The following is a 25235-nucleotide window of genomic DNA, read 5'->3' on the forward strand; positions in this document are numbered from 1 at the left end:
GCAGCTGCCCCAAGATCTCGAGTGCTACGTGGATCCTGGGGCAGCTGCGCGACCCTTTCGCGACACAAGGCCGCTCCTACATGGGTTGCGTCAAACCTGGGTTCGGAGATCGTCATGGAACAACCCACCCCCCAACCCGCCTACGTGCTGCACAGCCGCGCCTACAAGGAAACCAGCGCGCTGGTGGACTTTTTCACCCCCCAGGGGCGGGTACGGGCGGTGCTGCGTCGAGCGCGGGGCAAGGGCGGCAGCCTGGTGCGCCCGTTCGTGCCGCTGGAGGTGGAGCTGCGCGGGCGTGGTGAACTGAAGAACGTCGGTCGCCTGGACAGCAGCGGCATTGCCGCCTGGCTGCATGGCGACGCGCTGTTCAGCGGGCTTTACCTCAATGAATTGCTGATGCGCCTGCTGCCGGCCGAGGCGCCACATCCGGCGTTGTTCGAGCACTACACCCTGACCTTGCAGGCGCTGGCCGCCGGACGCCCGTTGGAGCCGTTGCTGCGCTCGTTCGAATGGCGGCTGCTGGACGAGCTGGGCTACGCCTTCGCCCTGGATCAGGATGCCAATGGCCTCGCGGTCGCCGCCGAGGGTTTGTATCGCCTGCAGGTCGACGCCGGGCTGGAGCGCGTAGAGCTGTTCCAGCCTGGGCTGTTCAAGGGCAGCGAGCTGCTGGCACTGGCCGAGGCCGACTGGCAGGCGCCAGGCGCCTTGCTTGCCGCCAAGCGCCTGATGCGCCAGGCCCTTGCCGTGCACCTGGGGCCAAAGCCGCTGGTCAGCCGGGAACTGTTTCGCAAGCGTTGATCAGCACGTATGCTGTCGGCCTCAACCCTCAGGAGTGCCCCTTCGTGACTCACAGCAACCGCATGCTTCTCGGCGTCAACATCGACCACGTGGCGACCCTGCGCCAGGCCCGGGGCACCCGTTACCCAGACCCGGTCAAGGCCGCGCTGGATGCCGAGGAAGCGGGTGCCGACGGCATCACCGTGCACCTGCGCGAAGACCGCCGGCATATCCAGGAGCGCGACGTGCTGCTGCTCAAGGACGTGCTGCAGACCCGCATGAACTTCGAGATGGGCGTCACCGAAGAGATGATGGCCTTCGCCGAGAAGATCCGCCCGGCGCACATCTGCCTGGTCCCGGAAACCCGCCAGGAGCTGACCACCGAGGGCGGCCTCGACGTGGCCGGCCAGGAGGCACGGATCAAGGCGGCGGTCGAGCGTCTTTCGCGCACCGGTGCCGAAGTGTCGCTGTTCATCGATGCCGATGAACGGCAGATCGCAGCTTCGCGACGTGTCGGCGCGCCGGCCATCGAGCTGCACACTGGCCGCTATGCCGACGCCGAGACGCCGACCGAGGTGGCCGAGGAGCTCAAGCGCATTGTCGACGGTGTTGCGTTCGGCGTCGGCCAGGGGCTGATCGTCAATGCCGGGCATGGACTGCATTACCACAACGTCGAGGCCGTGGCCGCGATCAAGGGCATCAATGAACTGAACATCGGTCACGCGCTGGTGGCCCATGCGCTGTTCGTCGGCTTCAAGGCGGCGGTGGCGGAGATGAAAGCGCTGATCGTCGCGGCTTCGCGCTGATCATGAGTGGGCAGCGCCGGCCCCTTCGCGGGTGAACCCGCTCCCACAGGTACTGCACACGCCTTGAGGTTGGTGAAATCCCTGTGGGAGCGGGTTTACCCGCGAAGAGGCCGGTGCCTCATTCGGCCTGAAATACCAGGGTGAATCGAGTCGGGCCCTGCGGCTGGCTTTGTACCTCGACCCGCCCTCCATGCAGCTGCATGATCGACTTCACGATCGCCAGCCCCAGTCCCGTTCCGCCTTCCAGCCGCGAACGCCCGGCGCCGACCCGATAGAACCGCTCGAACAGGTGCGGCAGGTGCGCCTGGCCAATCCCCATCCCCTGGTTCTCCACCCAAACGCCAATCTCATTGCCCTGGCGCTCAATGCCCACGGCCACCGGCTTGCCCTCCGGGCCATGGCGGATCGCATTGCTCAGCAGGTTCGACAGCGCGCGCTGGAACATCAACCGGTCCGCCAGCGCCGTGCCCCAGCCCTGCAAGTGCAGGGAGATGCCCTTGAGCTCGGCGCTGAAGGCGAACAGCTCGCTGACCCGCGCCACCTCGTCGGCCACGGCGATCGGCACCAGCGCGACCTGGGTCTGTGGCTGGCTGACCTGGGCCAGGAACAGCATGTCGTTGATGATGCGGTTGAGTCGGGTCAGTTCCTCGACGCTGTCTTCCAGGGCTTCGCGGTACTTGTCGCCGTCACGCTCGCGGGCCAGGGTCACCTGGGCCTTGCCCATCAGGTTGCCGATGGGCGTGCGCAGTTCGTGGGCCAGATCGTCGGAGAACTGCGACAGTTGGCGCACGCCCTGGTCGAGCCGGTCCAGCATGACATTGATGGCCCGGGCCAGGTCGGCCAGCTCGGTGGGCAATCCTTCGTCCGGCAGACGGTGTTCGAGCTCCTGCGCCGAAACCTGTCCGGCGATGCGGCGAAAGTGCCGCAAGGGGCGCAGGCCGCGCTGCACCAGCTTCCAGGCAGCGATGCCGATAAGCACCAGGAGCAGCGGCAAGGCCAGCAAGGTCGAGTGCAGGTAGGCCTGCAGCAGGCTGTTGTCGTCGCTGCGGTTGAGCGACATCAGTACCTTGACCGGTGTGTCGTCGCGCAGGCGCATCAGGCGGCTGGCGGTGAGAATCTGGTTGTCGGCGCCGTCGCGCCAGGCGTGGAAGCTCAGCCGGTTGTCGGCTTCCAGGGTCATCAGGTGCTGGGACTGCAAGGCCGGACCGAGGCTCAGCAGCGCCGGATGGCGACCGTTGACCGCCACCACGCTGAGGCTGAGGTTGTCATGGCCCATCACCAGGTCGAGCAAGGGGTGGGCACGGGAACCCAGGTCGTCACTGCGCAGGTCCACGCGCAGGTTGTGCTCGACTTGTTGCATCTTGCGCGCCAGGTCCTTGCGTGCCCGGCTTTCCAGCTCGTGGTCGAGGGCGAACACCGCCAGGCAGGCCAGCAGCAGGACCAGCGCCGCGCCCATCAGGGTGACGCTCAGGCCCAGGCGCAGCGACAGGGTCGGGCGCTTCACGTGCGCGCCTCGAGCACGTAGCCGACACCGCGCAGGGTGTGGATCAGCTTGTCTTCGAAGGGATCGTCGATCTTCGCTCGCAGGCGGCGGATCGACACTTCCACCACGTTGGTATCGCAGTCGAAGTTCATGTCCCACACCAGCGAGATGATCTGGGTGCGCGACAGGACTTCGCCGCTCTGGCGCATCAGCAGGTGCAGCAGGGCGAACTCCTTGGCGGTCAGGTCGATGCGTTGGCCGCCGCGCCAGGCCCGGTGGCGGCCGGGGTCGAGCTCGAGGTCGGCGACTTTCAGCGTGCTGGGTTGCAGGTGCTGGTCGTTGCGCCGCAGCAGGCTGCGGATCCGCGCCAGCAATTCGGGGAACTCGAAGGGTTTGAGCAGGTAGTCGTCGGCGCCCAGGTCCAGGCCTTTGACCCGGTCGGCCAGGCGGCCGTGGGCGGTGAGCATCATGATGCGCGTGGACGACTCGGCACGCAGGCGTTGCAACACGCTCCAGCCGTCCAGTTCGGGCAGGTTGACGTCGAGGATCACCAGGTCGTAAGGCTGTTGGCGGGCCAGGTGCAGACCATCGGTCCCGGTGTGGGCGCAGTCGACCACATAGCCGTTCTCGCGCAGCCCTTGCTGCAAGTAGTCGGCGGTGCGGGGTTCGTCCTCGATGATCAGTAGGCGCATGGTCGGGCTCTGTATGGAAAGGGGGCGATTCTCGACCCTGTAGCGACATCAGGGTCAAGCGGCGAGGATGTTACTGGATGCGAATGCACAAGCGGCGGGAATAACGGATTTGTAATGCACGGGTCATGTGCCTGACAGGGCCGCCGCCATCGTGGGGCAAGCCCACTCCCACAAAGCCAGCAGGGTCCCGTGGGAGCGGGCTAGCCCCGCGATGCGGCTCTCTTGCAAGACTGTAATGTCCGCCTCACCTTGGCGTTAGCTCCCGCTTGCGATGATGGCCCTGTCGAAACGGTTATCACGAGGCAAGCACGATGAACCTGACCAAGTACCTGCTGCTGGCGATTCTCGCCCTGGGCAGCGCCAGCGCTTTCGCCGAGGGAGGCGCTGAGCGTTCGAAGCAATTCTGGCAAGCGTTCCGCGAAGACCAGGCCCGTCTGCACGGCGACAAGCAGCAGGCGCTGGTCGAGCGTGAGCGCAGCGCGCAGGAGAAGGCCCGCGAGGTGGCCAAGGACTGAGCAGCACACACCTGCGTCGCGACAGCTCCTCGCCGCAGGTGGATTCGGGCGCCCGATGGGCGCCTTTTTTATTTGCGCGCCAGCAGCGTGGCGCGGCGGGGGGCCGGCAGGCCCTCGATGGTCTTGCCGTGGTCGTTCGGGTCGAGGAAATCACCCAGCGACTGGTAGCGCATCCATTCGGTGCTGCGCTGTTCCTCGACGCTGGTGACACTGACGTCGACGCAACGCACGTCGCTGAAGCCGGCGCGGCGCAGCCAGCGCTCCAGGGCCGGCACCGATGGCAGGAACCAGACATTGCGCATCTGCGCATAGCGGTCCTCGGGTACCAGCACCTGGTTTTCGTCGCCCTCGATCACCAGGGTTTCCAGCACCAGTTCGCCACCCTTGACCAGGCAGTCCTTGAGCGCCAGCAGGTGTTCGATGGGCGAGCGGCGGTGGTAGAACACGCCCATGGAGAACACGGTATCGAAGCCTTCGAGGTTGGCCGGCAGGTCTTCGAGGGCGAACGGCAGGTGCCAGGCCGGCAGATCCGGCAGGTACTGCTGCACCGCTTGGAACTGGCAGAAGAACAACCAGTTGGGGTCGACGCCGATGACCATGTCGGCGCCGGCGCCGAGCATGCGCCATTGGTAGTAGCCATTGCCGCAGCCGACGTCGAGCACGCGCTTGCCCTTGAGGTCCAGATGCGGGCCGACCCGCGACCACTTCCAGTCCGAGCGCCATTCGGTGTCCACGTGCACGCCGAACAGGTCGAACGGCCCCTTGCGCCACGGCGACAGGCCCATCAGCGCCTGGCGCATCTGCGCGCGGGTGGCGTCATCGCACGCGCAGTCCAGGCGCAGGCCGTCGACCAGGTCGATTTCGCTCGGGGTCAACCGAGGCAGGGCTTCAAGGGCGCCGCGCCAGCGGTCGAGGTCGCCGTGGCCCTTTTCCAGCTTGGCATCCAGTTGCGCCTGCAGGCCTTGGGACCAGTTGGCCAGGGGCGTGCCCGCCAGGCGGCGGACGAGGGGGGACAGATCGATCATGGCAGGGCTATCAGCGAGGCGAAGTTGAGGCATTGGAACCAGGGCACGACCTTGGAGAAGCCAGCGGCGCGCAGGCGCTGCTCATGGGTTTCCAGGGTGTCGGGCTTCATCACGTTCTCGATGGCGCTGCGTTTCTGGGCAATTTCCAGTTCGCTGTAGCCATTGGCACGCTTGAAGTCCAAGTGCAGTTCGTTGAGCAGGTCCTGCTCCTGCGCGTCAGTGAAGCGCAGTTTTTCCGAAAGAATCAGCGCACCGCCTGGCAACAGGGCTTGGCGGATGCGGCCCAGCAGCTCCAGGCGCTGCTCGGGGGCGACGAACTGCAGGGTGAAGTTCATCGCCACCACCGAGGCGGGCTCGAAGGGCAGGGCGAGAATGTCGGCCTCCAGCACCTGCACCGGCAAAAGCTCCTGGAACATGGAGTCCTGGGCGGTGAGGTACTGGCGGCAGCGCTCGACCATGGCCGCGGAGTTGTCCACCGCGATCACCCGGCAGCCGTCCGTGCGCACATGGCGGCGCAGGGCCTGGGTCACCGCGCCGAGCGAGGCGCCAAGGTCGTACAGCGCGGAGTTCGGCTGGGCAAAGCGCGCGGCGAGCACGCCGAGGTTCTCGACGATGGTCGGGTAACCGGGCACCGAGCGCTTGATCATGTCCGGGAACACTTGCACCACGTCCTCGTTGAACACGAAGTCGGGCACCTGCTCCAGGGGCTGGGCGAAGAGGCGATCGGGTTGTTTGCTCACGGTGGGTCCAGGCGGCTGGCAATCTACAGGGCCGGCATTCTAGCCAAACCGCGGCGAGCTTGCATGGTTGGCTGACCGGTGCCGTGCGCTCACTTGACCCGGATGACGCAATCGAAGGTCTGCACCGGGCGCACTTCCGGGGCCCAGGGCTGCTGGTAGACCAGGATCAGGTGGCCTTCGCCCGCCGCCTTGGCCTGGAAGCGCCAGCTCGACAGGCCGCCGCTGCCGACGATGCCGGCTTGCTCTGGCGATCGGTATACCTCGGGGCCGAGGTTGCGCAGGATGTCCGGGGCTGGATTCTGCAGCAGCCAGCGGTAGCCGGTGGTGGGGTTGCTGGGCAGGGTCAGGGTCAAGGTCTGGCCAACCACCAGGCGCTTGGGGCACTCGCTTTCGCCGTCGAGTTCGACGGTGCGTTGCGGTTGCTGGACGCAGGCGGTGAGCAGGGCCAGGCCCAGGGGAACGAGCAGGCGAGGGAGGGTCATGTTGGCTCCGGAGGCTGAAGTGGCCTGAGGATAACCGATGCAGATGGAAGTTTGTGATGGCAGTGTTGGCGTCTCATTGCCATGCAGGATCCCTGTAGGAGCGGCCTTGCGTCGCGAAAGGGGTGCGAAGCACCCCCAGGGTCTCTAGCCTACTTTGAGATAGCCGGGGCCGCTGTGCGGCCCTATCGCGACACAAGGCCGCTCCTGCAGTGGCCCGGCTGGGCGGTCAGAACAACACTTTCGCCACGTCGGCGAAGCGCTTGGCGAAATGCACGGTCAATCCTTCCTTCAGGTAGTCCGGCAGTTCCTCGAAGTCACCACGGTTGGCCTCCGGCAGGATCAGCTCGAAGATCTTCTGCCGCCTGGCGGCGATCACCTTCTCGCGCACCCCGCCGATCGGCAGCACCTGGCCGGTCAGGGTCAGTTCGCCGGTCATGGCCACGCCTTTCTTCGGCGCCTGGTCGCGGGCCAGCGACAGCAGGGCGCTGGCCATGGTTATACCGGCGCTGGGGCCATCCTTGGGCGTGGCGCCTTCGGGCACGTGCACGTGAATGAACGCTTCGTTGAAGAAGCCCGGATCGCCGCCGAACTGCTTGAGGTGCGAACTGATGTAGCTGTAGGCGATCTCGGCCGACTCTTTCATCACGTCACCGAGCTGGCCGGTGAGCTTGAAACCGCGGTTGAGCGTGTGGATGCGCGTGGCCTCGATGGGCAGGGTGGCGCCGCCCATGCTGGTCCAGGCCAGGCCGGTGATCACGCCCTTGCCGGCGAGCACCTGCTCGCTGCGAAATACCGGCATGCCCAGGGCTGCTTCCAGGTCCTTGGTGCCGATCTTCAGCTTGGCGTCGGGGTTTTCCAGCAGCCTGACCACGGCCTTGCGCACCAGTTTGCCCAACTGCTTTTCCAGCTGACGCACACCGGCTTCGCGGGCGTAGCCCTCGATCACCATGCGCAGGGCGCCATCGCTGATGCTCAGGCTGCTCTTCGAGACGCCGGCCTTTTCCAGCTGCTTGGGCCACAGGTGGCGCTTGGCGATGGCCAGTTTTTCTTCGGTGATGTAGCCGGACAGGCGGATGACTTCCATGCGGTCGAGCAGGGGCCCGGGGATCGAGTCCAGGGTGTTGGCGGTGCAGACGAACAGCACCTTGGACAGGTCCAGGCGCAGGTCCAGGTAATGGTCGAGGAAGTCGACGTTCTGCTCCGGGTCCAGGGTTTCCAGCAGCGCCGAGGCCGGGTCGCCCTGGTAGCTCTGGCCCATCTTGTCGATCTCGTCGAGCATGATCACCGGGTTCATCACCTCGACTTCCTTGAGCGCCTGCACCAGCTTGCCCGGCTGGGCACCGATGTAGGTGCGACGGTGACCCTTGATCTCGGCCTCGTCACGCATGCCGCCGACGCTGAAGCGGTAGAACGGTCGGCCGAGGGATTCGGCGATGGACTTGCCGATGCTGGTCTTGCCCACGCCCGGTGGGCCTACCAGCAGCACGATGGAGCCGCTGATCTCGCCTTTCCAGGCACCGACGGCGAGGAACTCGAGGATACGCTCCTTGATGTCGTCGAGCCCCGCGTGGTGGCGGTCGAGCACCTTGCGCGCGTGGCTGAGCTCGAGCTTGTCCTTGCCGTACACGCCCCAGGGCAGGGCGGTGGCCCATTCCAGGTAATTGCGGGTGACGGCGTACTCCGGCGAGCCGGTTTCTAGGATGGCCAGCTTGCCCATTTCTTCGTCGATGCGTTTTTTCGCCTGCTCCGGCAGGGTCTTGCCTTCCAGGCGCTGCTGGAACTGCTCCAGGTCGGCGCTGCGGTCGTCCTTGGTCAGGCCCAGCTCCTGCTGGATGACCTTGAGCTGCTCCTTGAGGAAGAACTCGCGCTGGTGCTCACCGATCTGCCGGTTCACCTCGGCGGAGATCTCGTTCTGCAGCCGGGCGACCTCGACCTCCTTGCGCAGCATCGGCAGGACTTTTTCCATGCGCTTGAGCATGGGCACGCAGTCGAGCACTTCCTGCAGCTGGTTGCCGGTGGCGGACGTCAGCGCCGCGGCGAAGTCGGTCAGCGGCGACGGGTCGTTGGGGCTGAAGCGGTTGAGGTAGTTCTTCAGCTCTTCGCTGTACAGCGGGTTGAGCGGCAGCAGTTCCTTGATCGCATTGATCAGGGCCATGCCGTAGGCCTTCACCTCGTCGTTGGGTTCGGCAGGCTGGCGCGGGTACTCGACCTCGACCAGGTAGGGCGGGCGATGGTGCTTGAGCCAGGTGCGGATGCGTACCCGGGTCAGGCCCTGGGCGACGAACTGCAGCTTGCCGCCTTCGCGACTGGCGTGGTGCACCTTCACCAGGGTGCCGTACTCGGGCAGGGCCTTGGTGTCGAAGTGGCGATGGTCTTCCGGCGGTGTGTCCATGAAGAACAGGGCCAGGGAGTGATGCGGGGTCTTGGCCACCAGGTCGAGGGTTTCGGCCCAGGGTTCTTCGTTGACGATCACCGGCAGCACCTGCGCGGGGAAGAATGGCCGGTTGTGGATCGGGATCACGTAGACCTTGTCCGGCAGTTGCTGGCCGGGCAGGGCGAGGGGGTGGCCGGTGGTGGCCGCGGGATCGAGGTGTTCGACTTCGCTGTGTTCGTCGGGATGTTCCGGGAAATCCTGCTGGTCGCTCATGGGGCACCTGCGTGAATGGCTATGGTGCTTAGATGGGGCGGTGGGGGATGGGTTTCAACCCATCCCAGCTGCAAGCTTCAAGCTGCAAGCTGCAAGAAAAAAGCGGGACCGTGCTGGCCCCGCTTTCTCTTGTCGCTTGCAGCTTGCAGCTTACTCAGCCAATTTGTAAGCGATGATGTAGTCGCCCATGCGGGTGCCCAGCGAGCCATGCCCGCCAGCGGTCACCAGCACGTATTGCTTGCCATCCTTGCCGGTGTAGGTCATCGGCGTGGCCTGGCCGCCTGCAGGCAGGCGAGCCTTCCACAGCTCCTGGCCGTTCTTCACGTCATAGGCGCGCAGGTACTGATCCAGGGTGCCGCTGAGGAAACCGACGCCGCCGGCGGTGACGATCGAGCCGCCCATGCTCGGCACGCCCACCGGCATGCCGATCGGCACCGGGGTGCTGTCGCGGGTGGTACCGTTCTTGTGCTTCCACACCACCTTGTTGGTGAACAGGTCGATGGCGGCCACGTAACCCCAGGCCGGCGCCTGGCACGGGATGCCCAGCGGCGACATGAACGGGTGCATGGTCACGGCATACGGCGCGCCGGTGTTCGGCTGCACGCCACTGGTCTCGCTTTCGCGCTTGCTGCCTTCGGCCACTTGCTCGCGAGGGATCATCTTCGACACGAAGGCCATGTAGTTCGGCGAGGTGAAGAGGATCTGACGCACCGGGTCGACCGACACGCTGCCCCAGTTGAACACGCCGACATTGCCTGGATAGATCAGGCTGCCTTGCTCGGACGGCGGAGTGTACTGGCCTTCGTAGCGCAGGCTGCGGAACTGGATACGGCAGAGCATCTGGTCGAACGGGGTGGCGCCCCACATGGCCTGTTCGGTCAGTTCGGGGCCGAGCAGGTTGAGGTCGGAGCGGGCCTGGGTCGGCGCGGTGTGGTCACCCTTGACGGCGCCTTGCGGCACCGGAATCTCGCGGATCGGCACGATCGGCGTGCCGTCGCGGCGGTCGAGCACGTACAGGCTGCCCTGCTTGGTCGGCACGATCACCGCCGGCTTGATGCCGTCGTCGGTCTTCAGGTGGACCAGGGTCGGCTGGCTGCCGACATCCATGTCCCACAGGTCGTGGTGGGTGAACTGGTAGTTCCAGCGTGCCTTGCCAGTGGCCAGGTCCAGGGCGACGATGCCGGCGCTGTACTTCTCCGCGCCCGGGGTACGGTCGGCGCCCCACTGGTCGGGAGTCTGGTTGCCCAGCGGCAGGTAGATCATGCCCAGGTCTTCATCGACGCTGGCGATCGACCACATGTTGGCCGAGTTGCGGCTGTACATCTTGCCGTCGGCCAGGGGCTTGGTGTCATCCGGGTTGTTGCTGTCCCAGTTCCACACCAGGTGGCCGTCGTGCACGTCGTAGGCACGGATCACGCCGGACGGCTCGTTGGTCGACTCGTTGTCGGTGACATGGCCGCCGATGATCACCAGATCACGGGTGATCGCCGCTGGCGAGGTGGAGTAGTAGCCGCCGGCGGTGAACGGGCCGATGCCGCGGGTCAGGTCGATCACGCCCTGGTTGGCGAAGCCTTCGCAGACCTTGCCGGTGTCGGCGTTGATGGCGATCAGGCGAGCGTCGGCGGTGGGCAGGTAGAGGCGGCGCGGACAGGCCTGGGCCACGGCCTGGCCTGCGTCGGTGATCTTCGGTGCGGGGCTGCCGTCGCGGCTGACGTAGTTGTTCTCGTCATAGTACGAGACGCCACGGCAGGTCATGTGGGCGAAGCCCTTGAAGGTGCCGGTGGGGCTCTTGACCTGTGGGTCGTAGCGCCAGATCTCGGCGCCGGTGTCCGGGTCCAGGGCCAGCAGGCGGCTGTGGGCGGTGCAGGCATAGAGCATGCCGTTGACCTTCAGCGGGGTGTTCTGGTTGGTCAGCTCCACCGGGTCGTTTTCAGTCGGCAGGTCGCCGGTGCGGATGCGCCAGGCTTCTTCCAGGCGGTAGGCGTTCTGCGGGGTGATCTGGCGCAGCGGCGAGTAGCGGTCGCCATGCTCGGTGCGGCCGTAGGCCTGCCATTCACCCTCGGGCATGGACGGCGCGGCGCTGGCCATCTCGCTGCTGTCGCGGTTGAACTCGCCACGGATTTCGCCGGGGTGGGTGAACTGGCTGGCCACGGCGGTGGCGCCGGAAGCGACCACGGCGACGCTGAGCAGCGCGGTGTTGACCTTCGACGCAGGGCCGACCAGCGGGCGCCGGGCCCACGGCAGCAGCAGGACCACGCCGATGGCGAACCAGATGGCCAGGCGTGGCACCAGCTGCCACCAGTCCAGGCCGACTTCCACCAGGGCCCAGACCGTGCTGCCCAGCAGCACCAGGCCGTACAGGCCCAGGGCGATGCGGCGCTTGGCCAGCAGCAGGATGCCCGACAGGGCGAAGCCGATACCGGCAATCAGGTAGTAAAGCGAGCCACCCAGCTGGCTCAGCTTGATGCCGCCGGCCAGCAGGGCCAGGCCCATCAGCAGCAACAGCACGCCCATCAGGCGTGGTAGCCAGAGGGTTCCATTCTTGGCACCGTCAGTGCTCATCGTCTGTTCTCCGTAGTGTGGAAGGGTCGGGTTAGAAACTGCTCTGGATCTTCAGGCCACCGATCAAGGCGTCGTCGACCCGCGACACACCGCCCGGATGGCGGATGTACTGCAGGTTCGGGCGCACGGTGAGCCAGTCGGCCAGGTGGATGCCGTAGTAGAGCTCGGCGCTGTACTCGGTGTCCTGCACGGGCAGGAAGCCAGGGTTGTCGTAGTCGTCCAGGCCATTGGCCTGGTTGATGAGGCGGGCGTTCTTGCGGTAGCCGGGATTGACGTGCACGCGGGCCAGGGCGAAACCGATGTCGTCCTTGGCGCGGGCATCGAACGGCCCTTTGTAAACCACACCTGCCTGCACATAGTTGTCGATGGCATTGGTCTTCTTGTCATGCACCGTGGCGTTGGCGAACAGGCTCAGGCCGCGCGACTGGTCCGATGCCAGCGAGGTCACCTGCTGCTGGGCGCCGAGCCACAGGCCATGCTTGCTCGAGCTGCTGCGGTAGGCGGCGCCGCTGATGGCGGCCGGCGCACCGGTGCTGTCCTTTAGAACATCCTGTGCCTTGGCATTACTGTAGTAGTAGCCGGCGCGATATTCCCCTTTCAGGTCATTGACCCGTGGGCTCCAGACCAGTTCGACCGGCATCACCGCGCCCTGGGTACCGCTGCCGCTGAGCTTGAAGCCGTTGCCGCTCTCGAGGTTGGAGGGGTTCTGCTCGAACACGCCGACCTGGGCGTAGAGTGCGTCGCTGAGGTTGTAGCGCACGCGCAGCGCCCACTGGCTGACCGGCCAGTTGTACCAGATGCCGCCGACCCAGTTGCCTACCTGCGAGCCGCAGAACGCCAGGTTCTGGAAGTCGCAGGGGAAGCTGTTGAAGTCCTCGCCTTCGCCGAAACGGCCGAATTTCACGTCCAGCGCGCCGTCGAAGTACTTCTGCTTGATCCACATCTGCGTCAGCCGCCAAGTCTCGCCGCGGCCCCAGACTTCCTGGGCCGAAGTGAAACCGCCGACGCGCGGGTCGTTGATGCGATCGTTGCTGATGTTGTCGCCGTGGCGCTCGGTGATGGTCAACTGGAATTCGCTGTCGTGCCAGCCGAGGACCTTCTGCAGGTCCATGTTCACGCCGAAGGTGAACTGGTCGCTGTAGCGCGCGGTACGGTCATGGCTGTAGCCGCCGTGCAGGTTGCTGCCCATCTCGCCGGTGTAGCCGAGGGTGAAGTCGTAGCCCTTCTCCAGCAGTTCGCTGCGGGTGCCGCCCCAGTCGCCGAGCATCCACGGCGAGTCCTTGGCGAACATTTCGCTGGCGCTGGTGGTGGGGGAGAGGGCGCCGAGCAGGGTGGCGAGGGCAAGGCCGGAGTAGCGGGTATTGGGCAGCTGGAGCATGAGATAGCGCTATCTTTTGATTGTTGAAGGAACGGCAAGCGCAACGAAACGCGAAGTCTTCGAGGAAATGGGTTGCGAGAGGTGGCGAGTGAAGCGATTCAGCTTGCGGCGGGGAGGATATAGGGGAAGTTGTAAGAAAAAAAGACAAAATGTCGCAGGGGATTGTTGCTAATGGGGTAACAGTTCGCGACCTGAGAGTTCTCTTCTCAATCTGGCGCGATCCCTGTGGGAGCGGGTTCACCCGCGAATGCTGCGGTGGATTCACCATCGCATTCGCGGGTAAACCCGCTCCCACAGCGCTACCTCAGAAGGACGTGCGCAGACCGACCTGCACACTGCGCCCCGGCGCCGGCGCGATATCGCGCAGGATCGAGCTGGCATAGCGCACTGTCTGATCGGTGAGGTTCTCGCCGCGCACGAACGCCAGCCATTCACTCTGGCCGATGTCGAAGCGGTACCCCAGGCTGGCGCCGAGGGTCGTGTAGCCATCGGTGCTCGTCTCATTGTCCGGCTTGCGGTGCTGCGACGCGGCGTGCTGCACGTCGACCCGCGCCTGCCAGCGGTCCAGCTCCCACACCAAGCCGCTGTTCAGGCGCAGCGGGGCGATGCGCGGCAGTGGCTCGCCACTGTCGAGGTTCTTGGCCCGGGTATAGTCGCCGGAGAGTTCCAGGGCGAAGCTGCCGTAGCGGTTTTCCAGCAATTGCCAACGGTCCTGGGCTTCGATGCCGTAGAAGCGCGCTCGCACGCCCTGGTAGGCATACTCGGGGAAATCGCCGTGGTCATGGTCGTGCTCATGATCGTGATCGTGGTCATGATCGTCGTGGTCGTGATCATGGCCTTCACGCAGATTGCCGGTGCCGATCAGACCGATGTAGTTGCGAAAGTGGCTGTAGAACACGCCGACACTGCCCTTGTGGGTGCCGTTGTCGAAGCGCAGGGCCAGGTCGGCGGAGATGGCCTTTTCCTTGTTCAGGTTCGGGTCGCCGATTTCGTAGGCGCCGGTGGCCACGTGGGCGCCGTTGGCGTACAGCTCGTAGAAGGTCGGCGCGCGCTCGGTGTAGCCGAGGTTGGCGGCCAGCGACCAGATTGGGTCGAGCTGGTAGACCGCGCCCGAGGACAGGCTGAAGGCATTGAAGCTGCTGGCGCTGTCGGCCCCGGCGAAGGTTTCGTTGCCCTTGGCGTCCGGATCGACCCGCGTGTGCTCCAGGCGCGCGCCCAGGCTCAGGTTCAGGCGTTCTGTCGCCTGCCATTGTTCCAGCAGGAATAGCGCCAGGCTGTCGGTGTCGGTATGCGGAACGAAAGCCTCTTCGCCGAGCGCGGAGAACTCGTTACGGCTGACCTGGGCACCGATCACCCCCTCGACCGGGCCCAGTGGCTGATGGCGCGCCTCGATGCGCGCCTCGTAACCCTTGTTCTTGAAGGTGGTGTGCACGTCGCCGCTTTCGATCTCGCGGTGCTGGTAGTCGGTGTAGCCGGCGTCGATCTTGATAGAGCTGAAGGGACCATCGAGATCGCGCAGCTCGGAGGCGAAGCCATAGTGGTCCTGCTGCATGTCCAGGCGCACGCCGGGCTCGGCCACCGAGCCGTAGTTGCTGTCATAGCGGCTGTAGGACAGGCCCGCATAGCCATGATCCCAGTGATAGGAGCCGCCAATCGCACCGCCGTCCTGGCGTCCGTCGCTGTTTTCCAGGCGATGCTTGCGGCCCGGCTCGTTGGCGTCGCGCACCTTGGAGCTGCGTGCGTAGCCGGGGATGCGCAGGTCGTTGAACTGGCGGCTGTTGGCGTCCAGGTGCAGGGCGAAGGCACCGTTGCCGGCCTCCAGCTTGCCGGCGCTGCTACGGGTGGTGTCGGCGCCGCCGTAGCGCAGTTCGCCGGCGCCATGGATGCCGTCGATGGGCGAGTCGGGGATGCGGTTGTCGAAGGTGTTGACCACCCCGCCGATGGCATTGCCGCCGTAGAGCAGGGCAGCGGGGCCGCGAACGATCTCGACCCGCTCGACGGTGACCGGGTCCAGCGGCACGGCGTGGTCGTAGGACAGCGACGAGGCGTCCAGGGCACCAACGCCGTTGCGCAGGATACGGATACGGTCGCCGTCCAGGCCGCGGATTACCGGGCGGCTGGCGCCGGGGCCGAACCAGGTGGAGGCGACGCCGGGCTGCTTGTTGAGGGTCTCGCCGAGGCTGCCTTGCTGTTGCTGCAGCAGGTCGTCGCCTTCGAGCACGGTGCTCGGCGCGGCCAGTTGGGCGTTGCCGAGCGGGTTGGCGGTGATCACCTGGGGTTGCAGTTCGACGGCCTGGCTGGGAGATGACGCCAGCCAGAGCGCGACGGCGAGGGGGGACAGGTGGAGCGGCATGTGACGCATGGGGATGTGGCGTTCCTTGGCAGAATTATCAATAGTTACTTTATAACATTTCATCACAAGCTGTTCGGTACTGGCCAGTACTTTGTGGCCTGCATAGCTGTCTGTAGGAGCGGCCTTGTGTCGCGAAAGGGGCGCAAGGCCGCTCCTACAGGGCACAGCGGTAGAGGCTGTAGATGCCACTACACTCGTGTAAGGTGCGCACCTTCCCGAACCTGGAGCATTGGCATGAGCACGGCCCAACACAACGCGCTGCACGGCAAGACCCTCGAGCAGATCCTCACCGAGCTGGTGGCGCACTACCAATGGCAGGGCCTGGCCGAGCGCATCGACATCCGCTGCTTCAAGAGCGACCCGACCATCAAGTCGAGCCTGACCTTCCTGCGCAAGACGCCGTGGGCTCGGGAAAAGGTCGAGCAGCTGTATGTGAAGCTGCAGCGCAAAGGTTGATGCAGCGCCGTCCCTGGCTGACCTTGGCCGCCGTCCTGGGCTGGGCGGGGTTGGCGATCCAGCTGTACCTGGTGTTGCTGGCGCGCTGGCAGGAACAGGCCAGCCTGGTCGGTGGGCTGGTGAACCTGTTCTGCTTTTTCACGGTGCTGACCAACACCCTGGTGGCGACGATGTTGAGCCAGGCTGCGTTTGGCCGTGAGTCGGCGGCGCGGCGGTGGTTCCTGTCCCCGTCGATCAGTGGCGCCATTACCACCAGCATCGTCCTGGTGGCCCTGGCCTACAGCCTGCTGCTGCGCCACTTGTGGCAGCCGCAGGGCTGGCAATGGCTGGCGGACGAACTGTTGCACGACGTCATGCCGCTGTTGTGCGTCTTGTACTGGTGGTTCGAGGTGCCCAAGGGGCACCTGCGACTCTGGCATCTGCTGGCCTGGGCGCTGTACCCGACGTTGTACTTCGCCTTCGTGCTGCTGCGCGGGCAGGAGATCGGGGTGTATCCCTATCCGTTCGTGGATGTGGCGCGGTTGGGCTATGGGCAGGTGCTGGTGAATGCGCTGGCGGTACTGGCAGGATTCTGGGGGATTGGGCTGGTACTACTGGGGCTGGATCGCTGGCGAGGGCGTGGCTGAGGGCACTGGCGCTATCGCGGGGCAAGCCCGCTCCCACCGTGGGAGCGGGCGCGGCATCACTCGTCTTCAGGGGTACCGTCGGCACGCCAGTAGGCGACTGCCTTCAGCGCATCTTCCTGGATACCTTTCTCCAGCAGCAACGCCTTGGCCTGGCGAGTCAGGCCTTTTTCCAGCGCCACCCAGCCATACAGGCTGCCGTGGGGCAGCGCCAGATGCTTGACCTTGTCCAAGATATCTTCCTGACCGCGGCGCACCCAGATCACCTCGACCTGAGCCTTGCTTGGCAGCGGCTGGCGTTCCTGCTCGTCCTCGATCTGGATCACCGCCAGTACCTGGCGGCCCGCCGGCAGCTCCTCGAGGCGCCGGGCAATGGCCGGGATCGCCGTCTCATCGCCGATCAGCAGATAGCTGTCGAAGATATCCGGCACCACCATCGACGCCCGCGGGCCGGCGATGTCCAGGGTCTGGCCGGGCTTGGCCTGGGCCGCCCAGGTGGAGGCGGGGCCGTCACCATGCAGGACGAAATCGATGTCCAGTTCGTTGTTCCCCAGGTCGATGCGCCGTGGCGTGTACTCGCGCATGGTTGGCCGGGCGCCGCCGTCGCGGCCGAGGTTACGGGCTTCGATGGCCTGTTGTTCCTCGGGGGTGCAGGCGAACAGCAGCTTGACATGGTCATCGCTGCCGACGCTGGTGAAGCCGGCCAGCTCCGCGCCGCCGAGGGTGATACGGCGCATGCGTGGGGTGATGTCGGTGACGCGCAGCACGTCGAGGCGGCGCTGGCGGATCTCGTGGTTGACGCGGTGGATAGTGTCGCTCATGGGGTGTCTTCCTTAACGAATGGGGCCGGCCCGGAGGCGATGGCCTTGGCGGTGTCGTTGAGCAAGGTGCGGACTCGCTCGATCTCGTCGGGTGTCCAGCGCCCGCTGTGCATCTGCAGGGCGTGGCGCAGGTTGCCGACGGCTTCATGGATCTGTGGTGGCCGGTCGTGGCCGCGCAGGGCGCGTTTGCTGACCTCCAGTCGCATGCGCACACCGTCCAGCGCCACCGCCTGTTCGGCCAGCGCGGCGCGGCCGGTGTCGGTGATGGTGTAGAGGCGCTTGCTGCCCTGGGTGGTGCCGGTGATCTGCTCGGCTTCCTCGAGATAGCTGAGGGTCGGGTAGATCACCCCGGGGCTGGGGCTGTAGCTGCCGTCGAAAAGGCTTTCGATCTGGCGGATCAGGTCGTAGCCGTGGCCGGGTTGCTCGGCGAGCATCGACAGCATCAGCAGTTTCAGGTCACCCGGGGCGAATACCCGTGGGCCGCGCTCGCCGCGACCGTGGTCGCGTTCGCCACGACCGTGGCGGCGCTCGTGAAAATCATGGGAGGCATGGTCGCGCATGATGCAGGGCTCCTTGTGGTGAGATATATCGCAAGATATTACTCAAGATATATCGCAAGACAAGCCCTTAAATACGAATTATTACTATCTGATTAATCGATAGGTTCGCCCCGTCAAGGTTGCGAAGCCACCTGTGGCGCCTTGCAGGCATTGGGGTTGCCCGGTTCCAGATACGGCATGAGGATCGGCGCCATGCCCTTGAGCACCTGCACCGGCAGCGCCGAGGTGAACTTGAACGCTTCGGCCGAGCGCCCCGGGACGAACGCGGTGAGGGTGCCGAAGTGGTTGTCGCCGAGGAAGAACACGAAGGTCGCGGTGCGGTTCAGCGAGCGCGAACCGATCAGCCGACCACCGGCGCCGAAGCTTTCGATGCGGTTGTCGCCGGTGCCGGTCTTGCCACCCATCACCAGTGGCGTGCCGTCGTGCAGCTTGAAGCTGCCGGAGATGCGCCGTGCGGTACCGGCATCGACCACCTGCGACATGGCGCCTTTCAGCGCCCGGGCGACTTCCACCGGGAGGATCCGCTGGCCGCGATCCGGGTCACTGATCAGTTGCGTTTCGTAAGGTGTGTTCTGGGCGAAATGCAGGGTATCGATACGCAGTGTCGGCAGGCGCACGCCATCGTTCTGGATGATCCCGACCAGTTCCGACAGGGCGGCAGGGCGGTCGCCGGAGCTGCCGATGGCGGTGGCCAGCGACGGCACCAGGTGATCGAACGGATAGCCCACGCGCTTCCAGCGCTGGTGGATGTCGGTGAACGCCTCGATCTCGACCATGGTGCGGATGCGGCTGTCGCGGGCGCCCTGGTGGCGGCTCTTGAACAGCCAGCTGTAGACCTCCTGGCGCTCGAAGCGGCTGGCGTTGAGGGCGTCCTTGAGCGAGGCGCCGGGGTTCTTCAGCAGGTAGCCGAGTAGCCACAGGTCCAGCGGATGGACCTTGGCGATATAGCCCTGGTCGGGCAGGTCGTACTTGCCGGGGCCATAGGCGTCGTACATTTCCACCAGGCGCCCGTCGGTGAGCTTGGCCATGGCCAGCTTGTCGCCCTTGCTGTGGGCGCGGACGAAGGCGTTGAAGGTTTCCTGGCTGGCCTCGGGGAACAGGTAGCGGTGCGCGGCGGCCAGGCGCTGCGGGGTCACGCGCATGCTGTCGAGGAAGGTGTCCAGGCGCTGCTGCGAGGTCTTGCGCTGGTATTTCTTCCAGAACCGCATGGTGTAGTTGCTGCCTTCGCGGTCGGCGAAGCGCGCCAGGTACTCCTGGCGGCGCGGGTCGCTGTCATCCTTGAGCAAGGGTTCGCGGTTGAACGGCTGCTGGTAGGTGACGTAGCGCACGATATCGCGCATCAGGCGGATGAACGGCAGGTTGATCGACTCGCGCAGGGCATCCTTGAGGGTCGGGTTGCGGTTGTTGTCTTCCTTGCGGAAGTTGTTGAACACATGCATGCCGCCGCCGGTGAAGAAGGCCTCGCCGGTATTGGCCGAGTACTTGCGCTCCAGCGCGGCGTCGAGCATGGCGTCGAGGCTCTGGTTCTTGCTGTTGAGCATCAGCCATTCCAGCGACCACAGGGTGATGCGGTCGAGTTCGGCCACCGGCACCTTCTTCAGCTCGGCCGCCGGCTTGCCGGCGTACTTGTCGTGCAGCTCGGCGATGATCTCCAGGTAGGTGGTCAGTACCCGCAGCTTGGCGGTGGAGCCCAGCTCCAGCTTGCTGCCTTCGTTGATGTCGAAAGGCTGGTTGGTGCTGTCGGTCTGCACCCGCACCCGCGAGCCGTCGGCGGTGCGCTCGAACAGGGTGAAGCTGTAGCTCACCTGGTCGGTGGTCTTGGCGGTGAGCAGGCGCTCGCCGATCAGGCCGATCTGTGCGGCGAACGCCGGATCGGCGAGGTTCTTCAGGTACTGGCTGACCTGCACCTGCAGGTCGGCCTGCAAGGTGCTGGTGGCCGACAGGTCGAGGCGATCGAGGTCGTACAACGGTCGGTTGAGCATTGCCGCCAGGCGGTTGCGCGCCAGGCTGATGCCTTTGTTGGTGATGATCGGCACGATGGTCGGCTGGGCCACCCAGTCGCGGTAGATCGCCTTGCTGGCCAGGGCGGCGTCGGCCAGCGGGCGGTCGATGATGCCGTTGGCGGCGAGGACGCGGATGTGCGAGTCGGTCAGCTCCGCCAGCTCGATGCGGCCCTTGGACAGGTAATGCGAAGGCCGGCGCTGGGCAATCATCAGCGACAGCACCTGGCGCAGGGCCAGGCCGCGCTCGGCCATGCTCTTGTCGTCGCTGGCGGTGGACGTCAGCGCCTGGTTGACCTGGTCGAAGTCGGCGCCGTACCAGACCCGCAGCCCTTCGGCCATGCCGTGAACCTCACCATGGCCGGGCACCGCCGACAGCGGCACGCTGTTGAGGTAGTCGCGCACGATGCGCTCGCGGGCCTCGGTGGTATCGGGGCCGCCCTGGTAGGCACGCACGCTGGCGGAAATCATCTGGCGGATCTTCTCGGCGCCCGAGACGGTCAGCCCGTCCGGCGAGTGGCGGTACTTTTCCAGCTGGGTGGCCAGGGTGCTGCCGCCAGCGGACTGGCCTGGCAGGGCGAAGTATTTGGCCACCTGGCTGTAGGCCGCCTTGGCGAAGCGTGGCCAGTCCACCGCCGGATTGTTCTGCGGGTCCTTCGGGTCGAGCAGGTCGCGGTTCTCGATGAACAGCAGGCTGTTGACGATCACCGGCGGGATCGCGGCGAAGTCCGGATACAGGTGCTGTGGGTAGTTGTACTGGTAGAGCGTGTCGCCACGGCAGTCGGTGATCGACAGGCCGGCCTGGATCTTCTCCACGTAGGGCGCGAACAGGCCGTGATCGACGTAGTTCATCAGTGCCGGGGAGAAATGCACCTGCTGGTTGATCAGGTAATCGCGCTTGAGCAGGCGTGGCAGGAACTCGCCCAGGGCGCTGTAGCCCAGGCGCTTGTCGAAGGGGCCTTCGCCGGGGTAGACGATGGCATCGCTCGGGCCAGGTTCGAGGGCATAGGTCAGGGTCCCGGCCAGGCGGCTGAATTCCCGCGATTGCAGGCGCGAGGTCTGGAATTCGTCGTAGGCGGCGAAACCCACCGCGACCACGCCCACTACCAGGATGAGCAGGATCAGGCGCCACCACAGGCGGCGTTGACGTGGGGTCCTGGGCAAGGGGGATTCAGCCTGAGGTGCTTTGGGTGCTTCCGTACTGGTTGATTCCGATTGCCACAGTGCGCCCATAGTCTTGAGTCCGGCCAGGTACTTTTCGCGTTGCTTGTCTGAAGCTTAGACGTTGGTCGGGTTTGGTGAAAAATTTGTAGGAAGCTTCGAAGAGTTGGGTATGAACATGCGCCTTTGGTGCGACTTCCATTCTCCGGCAATGTTGCTAAGGTAGCTGCCCCATTCCTGTGCATGGGTGGAGTGAGGCGGTGATGCCCCTCCATGAAAGGGGTTTTGGCCGAGAATTCTCGCCAAATTTCCTGTTGTATATGGTGAAAAGCCCTGCAAGTGGCTTCCTATACTGCTCGCCCCCTTCGACCCGCCGGCACCGCGTGCCCGGTGGACAGGTTCGCCCACGAGGCGGCCTGGCGAGACGACGCCCTGCCTATCGGCGAGGCCGGTGCTGCACGAAGGTCAAATCCAATAACAAAATGAGGTTGTATTGCTATGCCAGTCGGCAACCACCCTGCCCACGACGAGTCCGCCCAGGGCGGCCCGCTCAAGCGCGAGCTGGGCGAACGGCACATCCGTCTGATGGCCCTTGGCGCCTGTATCGGCGTCGGTCTGTTCCTCGGTTCGGCCAAGGCCATCGAAATGGCCGGCCCCGCCATCATGCTTTCCTACATCATCGGTGGCCTGGCCATCCTGGTGATCATGCGCGCCCTCGGCGAGATGGCCGTGCACAACCCGGTCGCTGGCTCCTTCAGCCGCTATGCGCAAGACTACCTCGGCCCCCTGGCGGGCTTCCTCACCGGCTGGAACTACTGGTTCCTGTGGCTGGTGACCTGTGTCGCCGAGATCACCGCCGTGGCCATCTACATGGGCATCTGGTTCCCCGATGTGCCGCGCTGGATCTGGGCGCTGATGGCCCTGGGCAGCATGGGCGCGATCAACCTGATCGCGGTCAAGGCGTTCGGCGAGTTCGAGTTCTGGTTCGCCCTGATCAAGATCGTCACCATCATCGCCATGGTCCTGGGCGGCATCGGCATCATCGCCTTCGGCTTCGGTAACGACGGCGTGGCGATGGGCATCTCCAATCTGTGGAGCAACGGTGGTTTCATGCCCAACGGCGTGACCGGCGTGCTGATGTCGCTGCAGATGGTGATGTTCGCCTACCTGGGCGTGGAAATGATCGGCCTGACCGCCGGCGAGGCGCGCAACCCGCAGAAGACCATCCCCCAGGCCATCGGCTCGGTGTTCTGGCGCATCCTGCTGTTCTATGTGGGCGCGCTGTTCGTGATCCTGTCGATCTACCCGTGGAACGAGATCGGCAGCCAGGGCAGCCCGTTCGTCATGACCTTCGAGCGCCTCGGCATCAAGACCGCTGCCGGCATCATCAACTTCGTGGTGATCACCGCCGCGCTGTCGTCGTGCAACGGCGGCATCTTCAGCACCGGGCGCATGCTCTACAGCCTGGCGCAGAATGGCCAGGCCCCGGCCACCTTCGCCCGTACCTCGAAGAACGGCGTGCCGCGCAATGCCTTGCTGCTGTCGATCGGCGCGCTGCTGTTGGGCGTGCTGGCCAACTACCTGGTGCCGGAGAAGGTGTTCGTCTGGGTGACCTCGATCGCCACCTTCGGCGCGATCTGGACCTGGGTGATGATCCTGCTGGCGCAGCTGAAGTTCCGTGCCGGTCTGTCCACTGCCGAGCGTAACGCGCTGAAGTACCGCATGTGGCTGTGGCCGTTGAGCTCGTACCTGGCGCTGGCGTTCCTGGTGCTGGTGGTGGGGCTGATGGCGTACTTCCCGGACACCCGCGTGGCCCTGTACATCGGCCCGGCGTTCCTGGTGCTGCTGACCGTGCTGTACTACACCTTCCGCCTGGCGCCGAAAGAGGCGCAGGGCGTGGCGAGTACCGCCTCCTGATCAACGAAGCCCCGGCCAGTGCCGGGGCTTCGTTTTTGTATGGCTCTCATCGCGGGGCAAGCCCGCTCCCACGCCAGCCCCATGGGCGTGGGAGCGGGCTTGCCCCGCGATAAGGCCTGATCAGGCCGCCACCTCGCTGTGCGGCTCGAAGCTGTCGGCCCGCGCCAGCTGCCACATCCGCGAATAGAACTGTCCATTGACCTCGCCGGTCAGCAGCTCGCCCGGCTTGAGGAACACGTGCATCTGCGAGAACAGCTTGATCTCGGTGGCCGAGATCCGCCGCACCAGGTGCTTGGCCTCCAGCTGCGCCGGGTGTTCCAGCCCCGCCGCCGCCAGCATCTCGGCCAGGGCGCGCAGGGTGTTGTGGTGGAAATTGAGCACCCGCTGGGCCTTGTCCGGCACCACCAGGGCACGCTGGCGCAGGGCATCCTGGGTGGCCACGCCGGTCGGGCACTTGTTGGTGTGGCAGCTCTGCGACTGGATGCAGCCGATGGCGAACATGAAGCCGCGCGCCGAGTTGGCCCAGTCCGCGCCGATGGCCAGCACGCTGGCGATGTCGAAGGCACTGACGATCTTGCCGCTGGCGCCGAGCTTGATCTTGTCGCGCAGGTTCAGGCCGACCAGGGTGTTATGCACGAACAGCAGGCCCTCGCGCAGTGGCACGCCGATATGGTCGGTGAACTCCACGGGGGCGGCGCCCGTTCCGCCTTCCTTGCCGTCGACGACGATGAAGTCGGGCAGGATGCCGGTCTCCAGCATGGCCTTGGCGATGCCCATGAACTCCCACGGGTGGCCCAGGCAGAACTTGAAGCCCACTGGCTTGCCGCCGGACAGTTCACGCAGCTGGGCGATGAACCGCATCATCTCGATCGGGGTGGAGAAGGCGCTGTGGCGCGATGGCGAGATGCAGTCCTCGCCCATCGGCACGCCACGGGTGTCGGCGATTTCCTGGGTCACCTTGTGCTTGGGCAGGATGCCGCCATGGCCGGGCTTGGCGCCCTGGCTCATCTTGATCTCGATCATCCGCACCTGCGGGTTCTGCGCCTGGGCGGCGAAGCGCTCGGGGTCGAAGCGGCCGTCCGCGGTACGGCAGCCGAAGTAGCCGCTGCCCAGTTCCCAGACCAGGTCGCCGCCATGTTCGCGATGGTAGGGGCTGATGCTGCCTTCGCCGGTGTCGTGGTGGAAGTTGCCCAGCTTGGCACCCTGGTTCAACGCGCGGATGGCGTTGGCGCTGAGCGAGCCGAAGCTCATGGCCGAGATGTTGAAGATCGACGCCGAATACGGCTGGCTGCACTGCGGGCCGCCGACGCTGACGCGGAAACTGGCCGGGTCGGCCAACGGCGCCGGACGCATGGAGTGGCCGATGAACTCGAAGCCCGACTCGTAGACATCGATCAATGTGCCGAAGGGTTTGTCCGAGGCTTCGTTCTTGGCCCGGGCGTAGACCAGCGAGCGCTGGGCGCGGGAGAAGGGCAAGGCGTCGCTGTCTGATTCCAGCAGGTACTGGCGGATTTCCGGGCGGATGCCTTCGACCAGGTAGCGGATGTTGCCCAGGATCGGGTAGTTGCGGCGTACCGCGTGACGTTGCTGCAGCAGGTCGATCACGCCGATCAGGCTGAGCACCCCGGTAGTCAGGGTGAACGGCCACAGCCAGTCGTGCCCGAGGAACGGCAGGCTGGCGAGGGTGAACAGCACGCAGGCGGCGAAGAAGGCGTAACGGCTGAGAAGTGACAGGCTCATACGGTGTCCTTGCGAATGGCTCGGTCAGGCTCAGGGCCTGGGGCAAAGTCCGACCATAGCCCGGTTGGCCGACGGGGTAAAAATGAAAATTAGGGTATCGAAAATCATTCTCGATAATATATGTTATAAAATAACATTTCGACCCCGAGGAGTTTCCCCATGAAAGCTGGCATCCATCCCGAATATCGTCCGGTGCTGTTCCACGACACGGCTGCCGATGTGTACTTCCTGATCGGCTCGACCGTCGATACCGACCGCACTCAGGTGCATAGCGACGGCCAGACCTACCCTTATGTGGCACTGGATGTGTCCAGCGCCTCGCATCCGGTGTACACCGGGCAGCAACGCAAGACCACGGTCGAGGGGCGAGTCGCTGGGTTCAACAAGCGTTTCGCCGGTTTCCAGGCCAAGCGTTGATCGGTAGGCGATTGCAAGCAGCACCAGCGTGGGAGCGGGCTTGCCCCGCGATCAAGGTGTGTGGCACCGGCTTTGCCGGT

General features: G+C 65.3%; 20 protein-coding genes. 7 read left to right on the forward strand and 13 right to left on the reverse strand.

Features of this window, described 5'->3' with window-relative positions:
• The first annotated feature begins 114 nt into the window (after nucleotides 1-114).
• Nucleotides 115-798, forward strand: coding sequence for a DNA repair protein RecO (recO, locus tag ACYUME_RS05810; protein ID WP_279885892.1), 684 nt, complete (start codon nucleotides 115-117; stop codon nucleotides 796-798).
• A gap of 62 nt (nucleotides 799-860) precedes the next feature.
• Nucleotides 861-1583 carry a pyridoxine 5'-phosphate synthase gene (gene pdxJ / locus ACYUME_RS05815; protein ID WP_460419295.1) on the forward strand — a complete coding sequence of 241 codons (723 nt, stop codon included), beginning with the start codon at nucleotides 861-863 and terminating at the stop codon, nucleotides 1581-1583.
• 118 nt (nucleotides 1584-1701) lie between these two features.
• Here pdxJ and ACYUME_RS05820 read toward each other — a convergent pair whose 3' ends face one another.
• Nucleotides 1702-3087 (reverse strand): heavy metal sensor histidine kinase, encoded by a 1386-nt coding sequence (locus tag ACYUME_RS05820; RefSeq protein WP_460418295.1) that lies wholly within the window; start codon nucleotides 3085-3087, stop codon nucleotides 1702-1704.
• The gene (locus ACYUME_RS05825; RefSeq protein ID WP_279885898.1) at nucleotides 3084-3758 is read right to left on the reverse strand and encodes a heavy metal response regulator transcription factor; all 675 of its coding nucleotides are present in this window, start codon (nucleotides 3756-3758) and stop codon (nucleotides 3084-3086) included. Before ACYUME_RS05825 ends, ACYUME_RS05820 begins: the two co-directional genes overlap by 4 nt.
• Nucleotides 3759-4069: 311 nt before the next feature.
• Between ACYUME_RS05825 and ACYUME_RS05830 the strand changes: the two genes are divergently transcribed.
• Nucleotides 4070-4273 carry a hypothetical protein gene (locus tag ACYUME_RS05830; RefSeq protein ID WP_460418296.1) on the forward strand — a complete coding sequence of 68 codons (204 nt, stop codon included), beginning with the start codon at nucleotides 4070-4072 and terminating at the stop codon, nucleotides 4271-4273.
• Between the two features lie 68 nt (nucleotides 4274-4341).
• Here ACYUME_RS05830 and cmoB read toward each other — a convergent pair whose 3' ends face one another.
• From cmoB to ACYUME_RS05865, 7 genes are all read right to left on the reverse strand, one after another.
• A complete protein-coding gene (gene cmoB, locus ACYUME_RS05835; RefSeq protein ID WP_279885901.1) occupies nucleotides 4342-5298 on the reverse strand; it encodes a tRNA 5-methoxyuridine(34)/uridine 5-oxyacetic acid(34) synthase CmoB in 957 nt (318 codons plus the stop codon).
• A complete protein-coding gene (gene cmoA, locus ACYUME_RS05840; protein ID WP_050703993.1) occupies nucleotides 5295-6038 on the reverse strand; it encodes a carboxy-S-adenosyl-L-methionine synthase CmoA in 744 nt (247 codons plus the stop codon). Before cmoA ends, cmoB begins: the two co-directional genes overlap by 4 nt.
• Before the next feature lie 89 nt (nucleotides 6039-6127).
• A complete protein-coding gene (locus ACYUME_RS05845) occupies nucleotides 6128-6520 on the reverse strand; it encodes a protease inhibitor I42 family protein (RefSeq protein WP_279885905.1) in 393 nt (130 codons plus the stop codon).
• Between the two features lie 226 nt (nucleotides 6521-6746).
• Nucleotides 6747-9167 carry an endopeptidase La gene (gene lon, locus ACYUME_RS05850; protein ID WP_279885907.1) on the reverse strand — a complete coding sequence of 807 codons (2421 nt, stop codon included), beginning with the start codon at nucleotides 9165-9167 and terminating at the stop codon, nucleotides 6747-6749.
• A 150-nt stretch (nucleotides 9168-9317) separates the two neighbouring features.
• Nucleotides 9318-11729 carry a glucose/quinate/shikimate family membrane-bound PQQ-dependent dehydrogenase gene (locus ACYUME_RS05855; RefSeq protein ID WP_460418297.1) on the reverse strand — a complete coding sequence of 804 codons (2412 nt, stop codon included), beginning with the start codon at nucleotides 11727-11729 and terminating at the stop codon, nucleotides 9318-9320.
• 31 nt (nucleotides 11730-11760) lie between these two features.
• The gene (locus ACYUME_RS05860) at nucleotides 11761-13107 is read right to left on the reverse strand and encodes a carbohydrate porin (RefSeq protein WP_460418298.1); all 1347 of its coding nucleotides are present in this window, start codon (nucleotides 13105-13107) and stop codon (nucleotides 11761-11763) included.
• 304 nt (nucleotides 13108-13411) lie between these two features.
• Nucleotides 13412-15469, reverse strand: coding sequence for a TonB-dependent receptor (locus ACYUME_RS05865; protein WP_279883129.1), 2058 nt, complete (start codon nucleotides 15467-15469; stop codon nucleotides 13412-13414).
• Nucleotides 15470-15694: 225 nt separating this feature from the next.
• Here ACYUME_RS05865 and ACYUME_RS05870 point away from each other — a divergent pair, with 225 nt between their 5' ends.
• Together ACYUME_RS05870 and ACYUME_RS05875 are read left to right on the forward strand one after the other, a co-directional pair.
• On the forward strand, nucleotides 15695-15916 hold the full coding sequence (locus ACYUME_RS05870) for a VF530 family protein (protein WP_011532490.1): 222 nt from the start codon (nucleotides 15695-15697) through the stop codon (nucleotides 15914-15916).
• On the forward strand, nucleotides 15916-16542 hold the full coding sequence (locus ACYUME_RS05875; protein ID WP_460418299.1) for a Pr6Pr family membrane protein: 627 nt from the start codon (nucleotides 15916-15918) through the stop codon (nucleotides 16540-16542). Before ACYUME_RS05870 ends, ACYUME_RS05875 begins: the two co-directional genes overlap by 1 nt.
• Before the next feature lie 56 nt (nucleotides 16543-16598).
• On the opposite strand, the gene ACYUME_RS05880 is transcribed toward ACYUME_RS05875, so the two are convergent.
• The 3 genes from ACYUME_RS05880 to ACYUME_RS05890 form a co-directional block, all read right to left on the reverse strand.
• Complete coding sequence (locus ACYUME_RS05880) at nucleotides 16599-17360, reverse strand: siderophore-interacting protein (protein WP_460418300.1); 762 nt, start codon at nucleotides 17358-17360, stop codon at nucleotides 16599-16601.
• Entirely contained in the window at nucleotides 17357-17920 is a 564-nt protein-coding gene (locus tag ACYUME_RS05885) for a PadR family transcriptional regulator (RefSeq protein ID WP_460418301.1), read from the reverse strand. The genes ACYUME_RS05880 and ACYUME_RS05885 overlap by 4 nt, the downstream gene beginning before the upstream one ends.
• A 113-nt stretch (nucleotides 17921-18033) precedes the next feature.
• Nucleotides 18034-21153 carry a transglycosylase domain-containing protein gene (locus tag ACYUME_RS05890; RefSeq protein ID WP_460418302.1) on the reverse strand — a complete coding sequence of 1040 codons (3120 nt, stop codon included), beginning with the start codon at nucleotides 21151-21153 and terminating at the stop codon, nucleotides 18034-18036.
• 426 nt (nucleotides 21154-21579) lie between these two features.
• On the opposite strand from ACYUME_RS05890, the gene ACYUME_RS05895 reads away from it, so the two are divergent.
• Nucleotides 21580-22998 carry an amino acid permease gene (locus ACYUME_RS05895; protein WP_279883118.1) on the forward strand — a complete coding sequence of 473 codons (1419 nt, stop codon included), beginning with the start codon at nucleotides 21580-21582 and terminating at the stop codon, nucleotides 22996-22998.
• A 120-nt stretch (nucleotides 22999-23118) separates the two neighbouring features.
• On the opposite strand, the gene ACYUME_RS05900 is transcribed toward ACYUME_RS05895, so the two are convergent.
• Complete coding sequence (locus ACYUME_RS05900) at nucleotides 23119-24738, reverse strand: FMN-binding glutamate synthase family protein (protein WP_460418303.1); 1620 nt, start codon at nucleotides 24736-24738, stop codon at nucleotides 23119-23121.
• Nucleotides 24739-24897: 159 nt separating this feature from the next.
• Here ACYUME_RS05900 and ACYUME_RS05905 point away from each other — a divergent pair, with 159 nt between their 5' ends.
• Nucleotides 24898-25155 (forward strand): type B 50S ribosomal protein L31, encoded by a 258-nt coding sequence (locus ACYUME_RS05905; RefSeq protein ID WP_134693467.1) that lies wholly within the window; start codon nucleotides 24898-24900, stop codon nucleotides 25153-25155.
• The last annotated feature ends 80 nt before the right edge of the window (nucleotides 25156-25235 follow it).

The organism is Pseudomonas sp. microsymbiont 2, assembly GCF_054788395.1.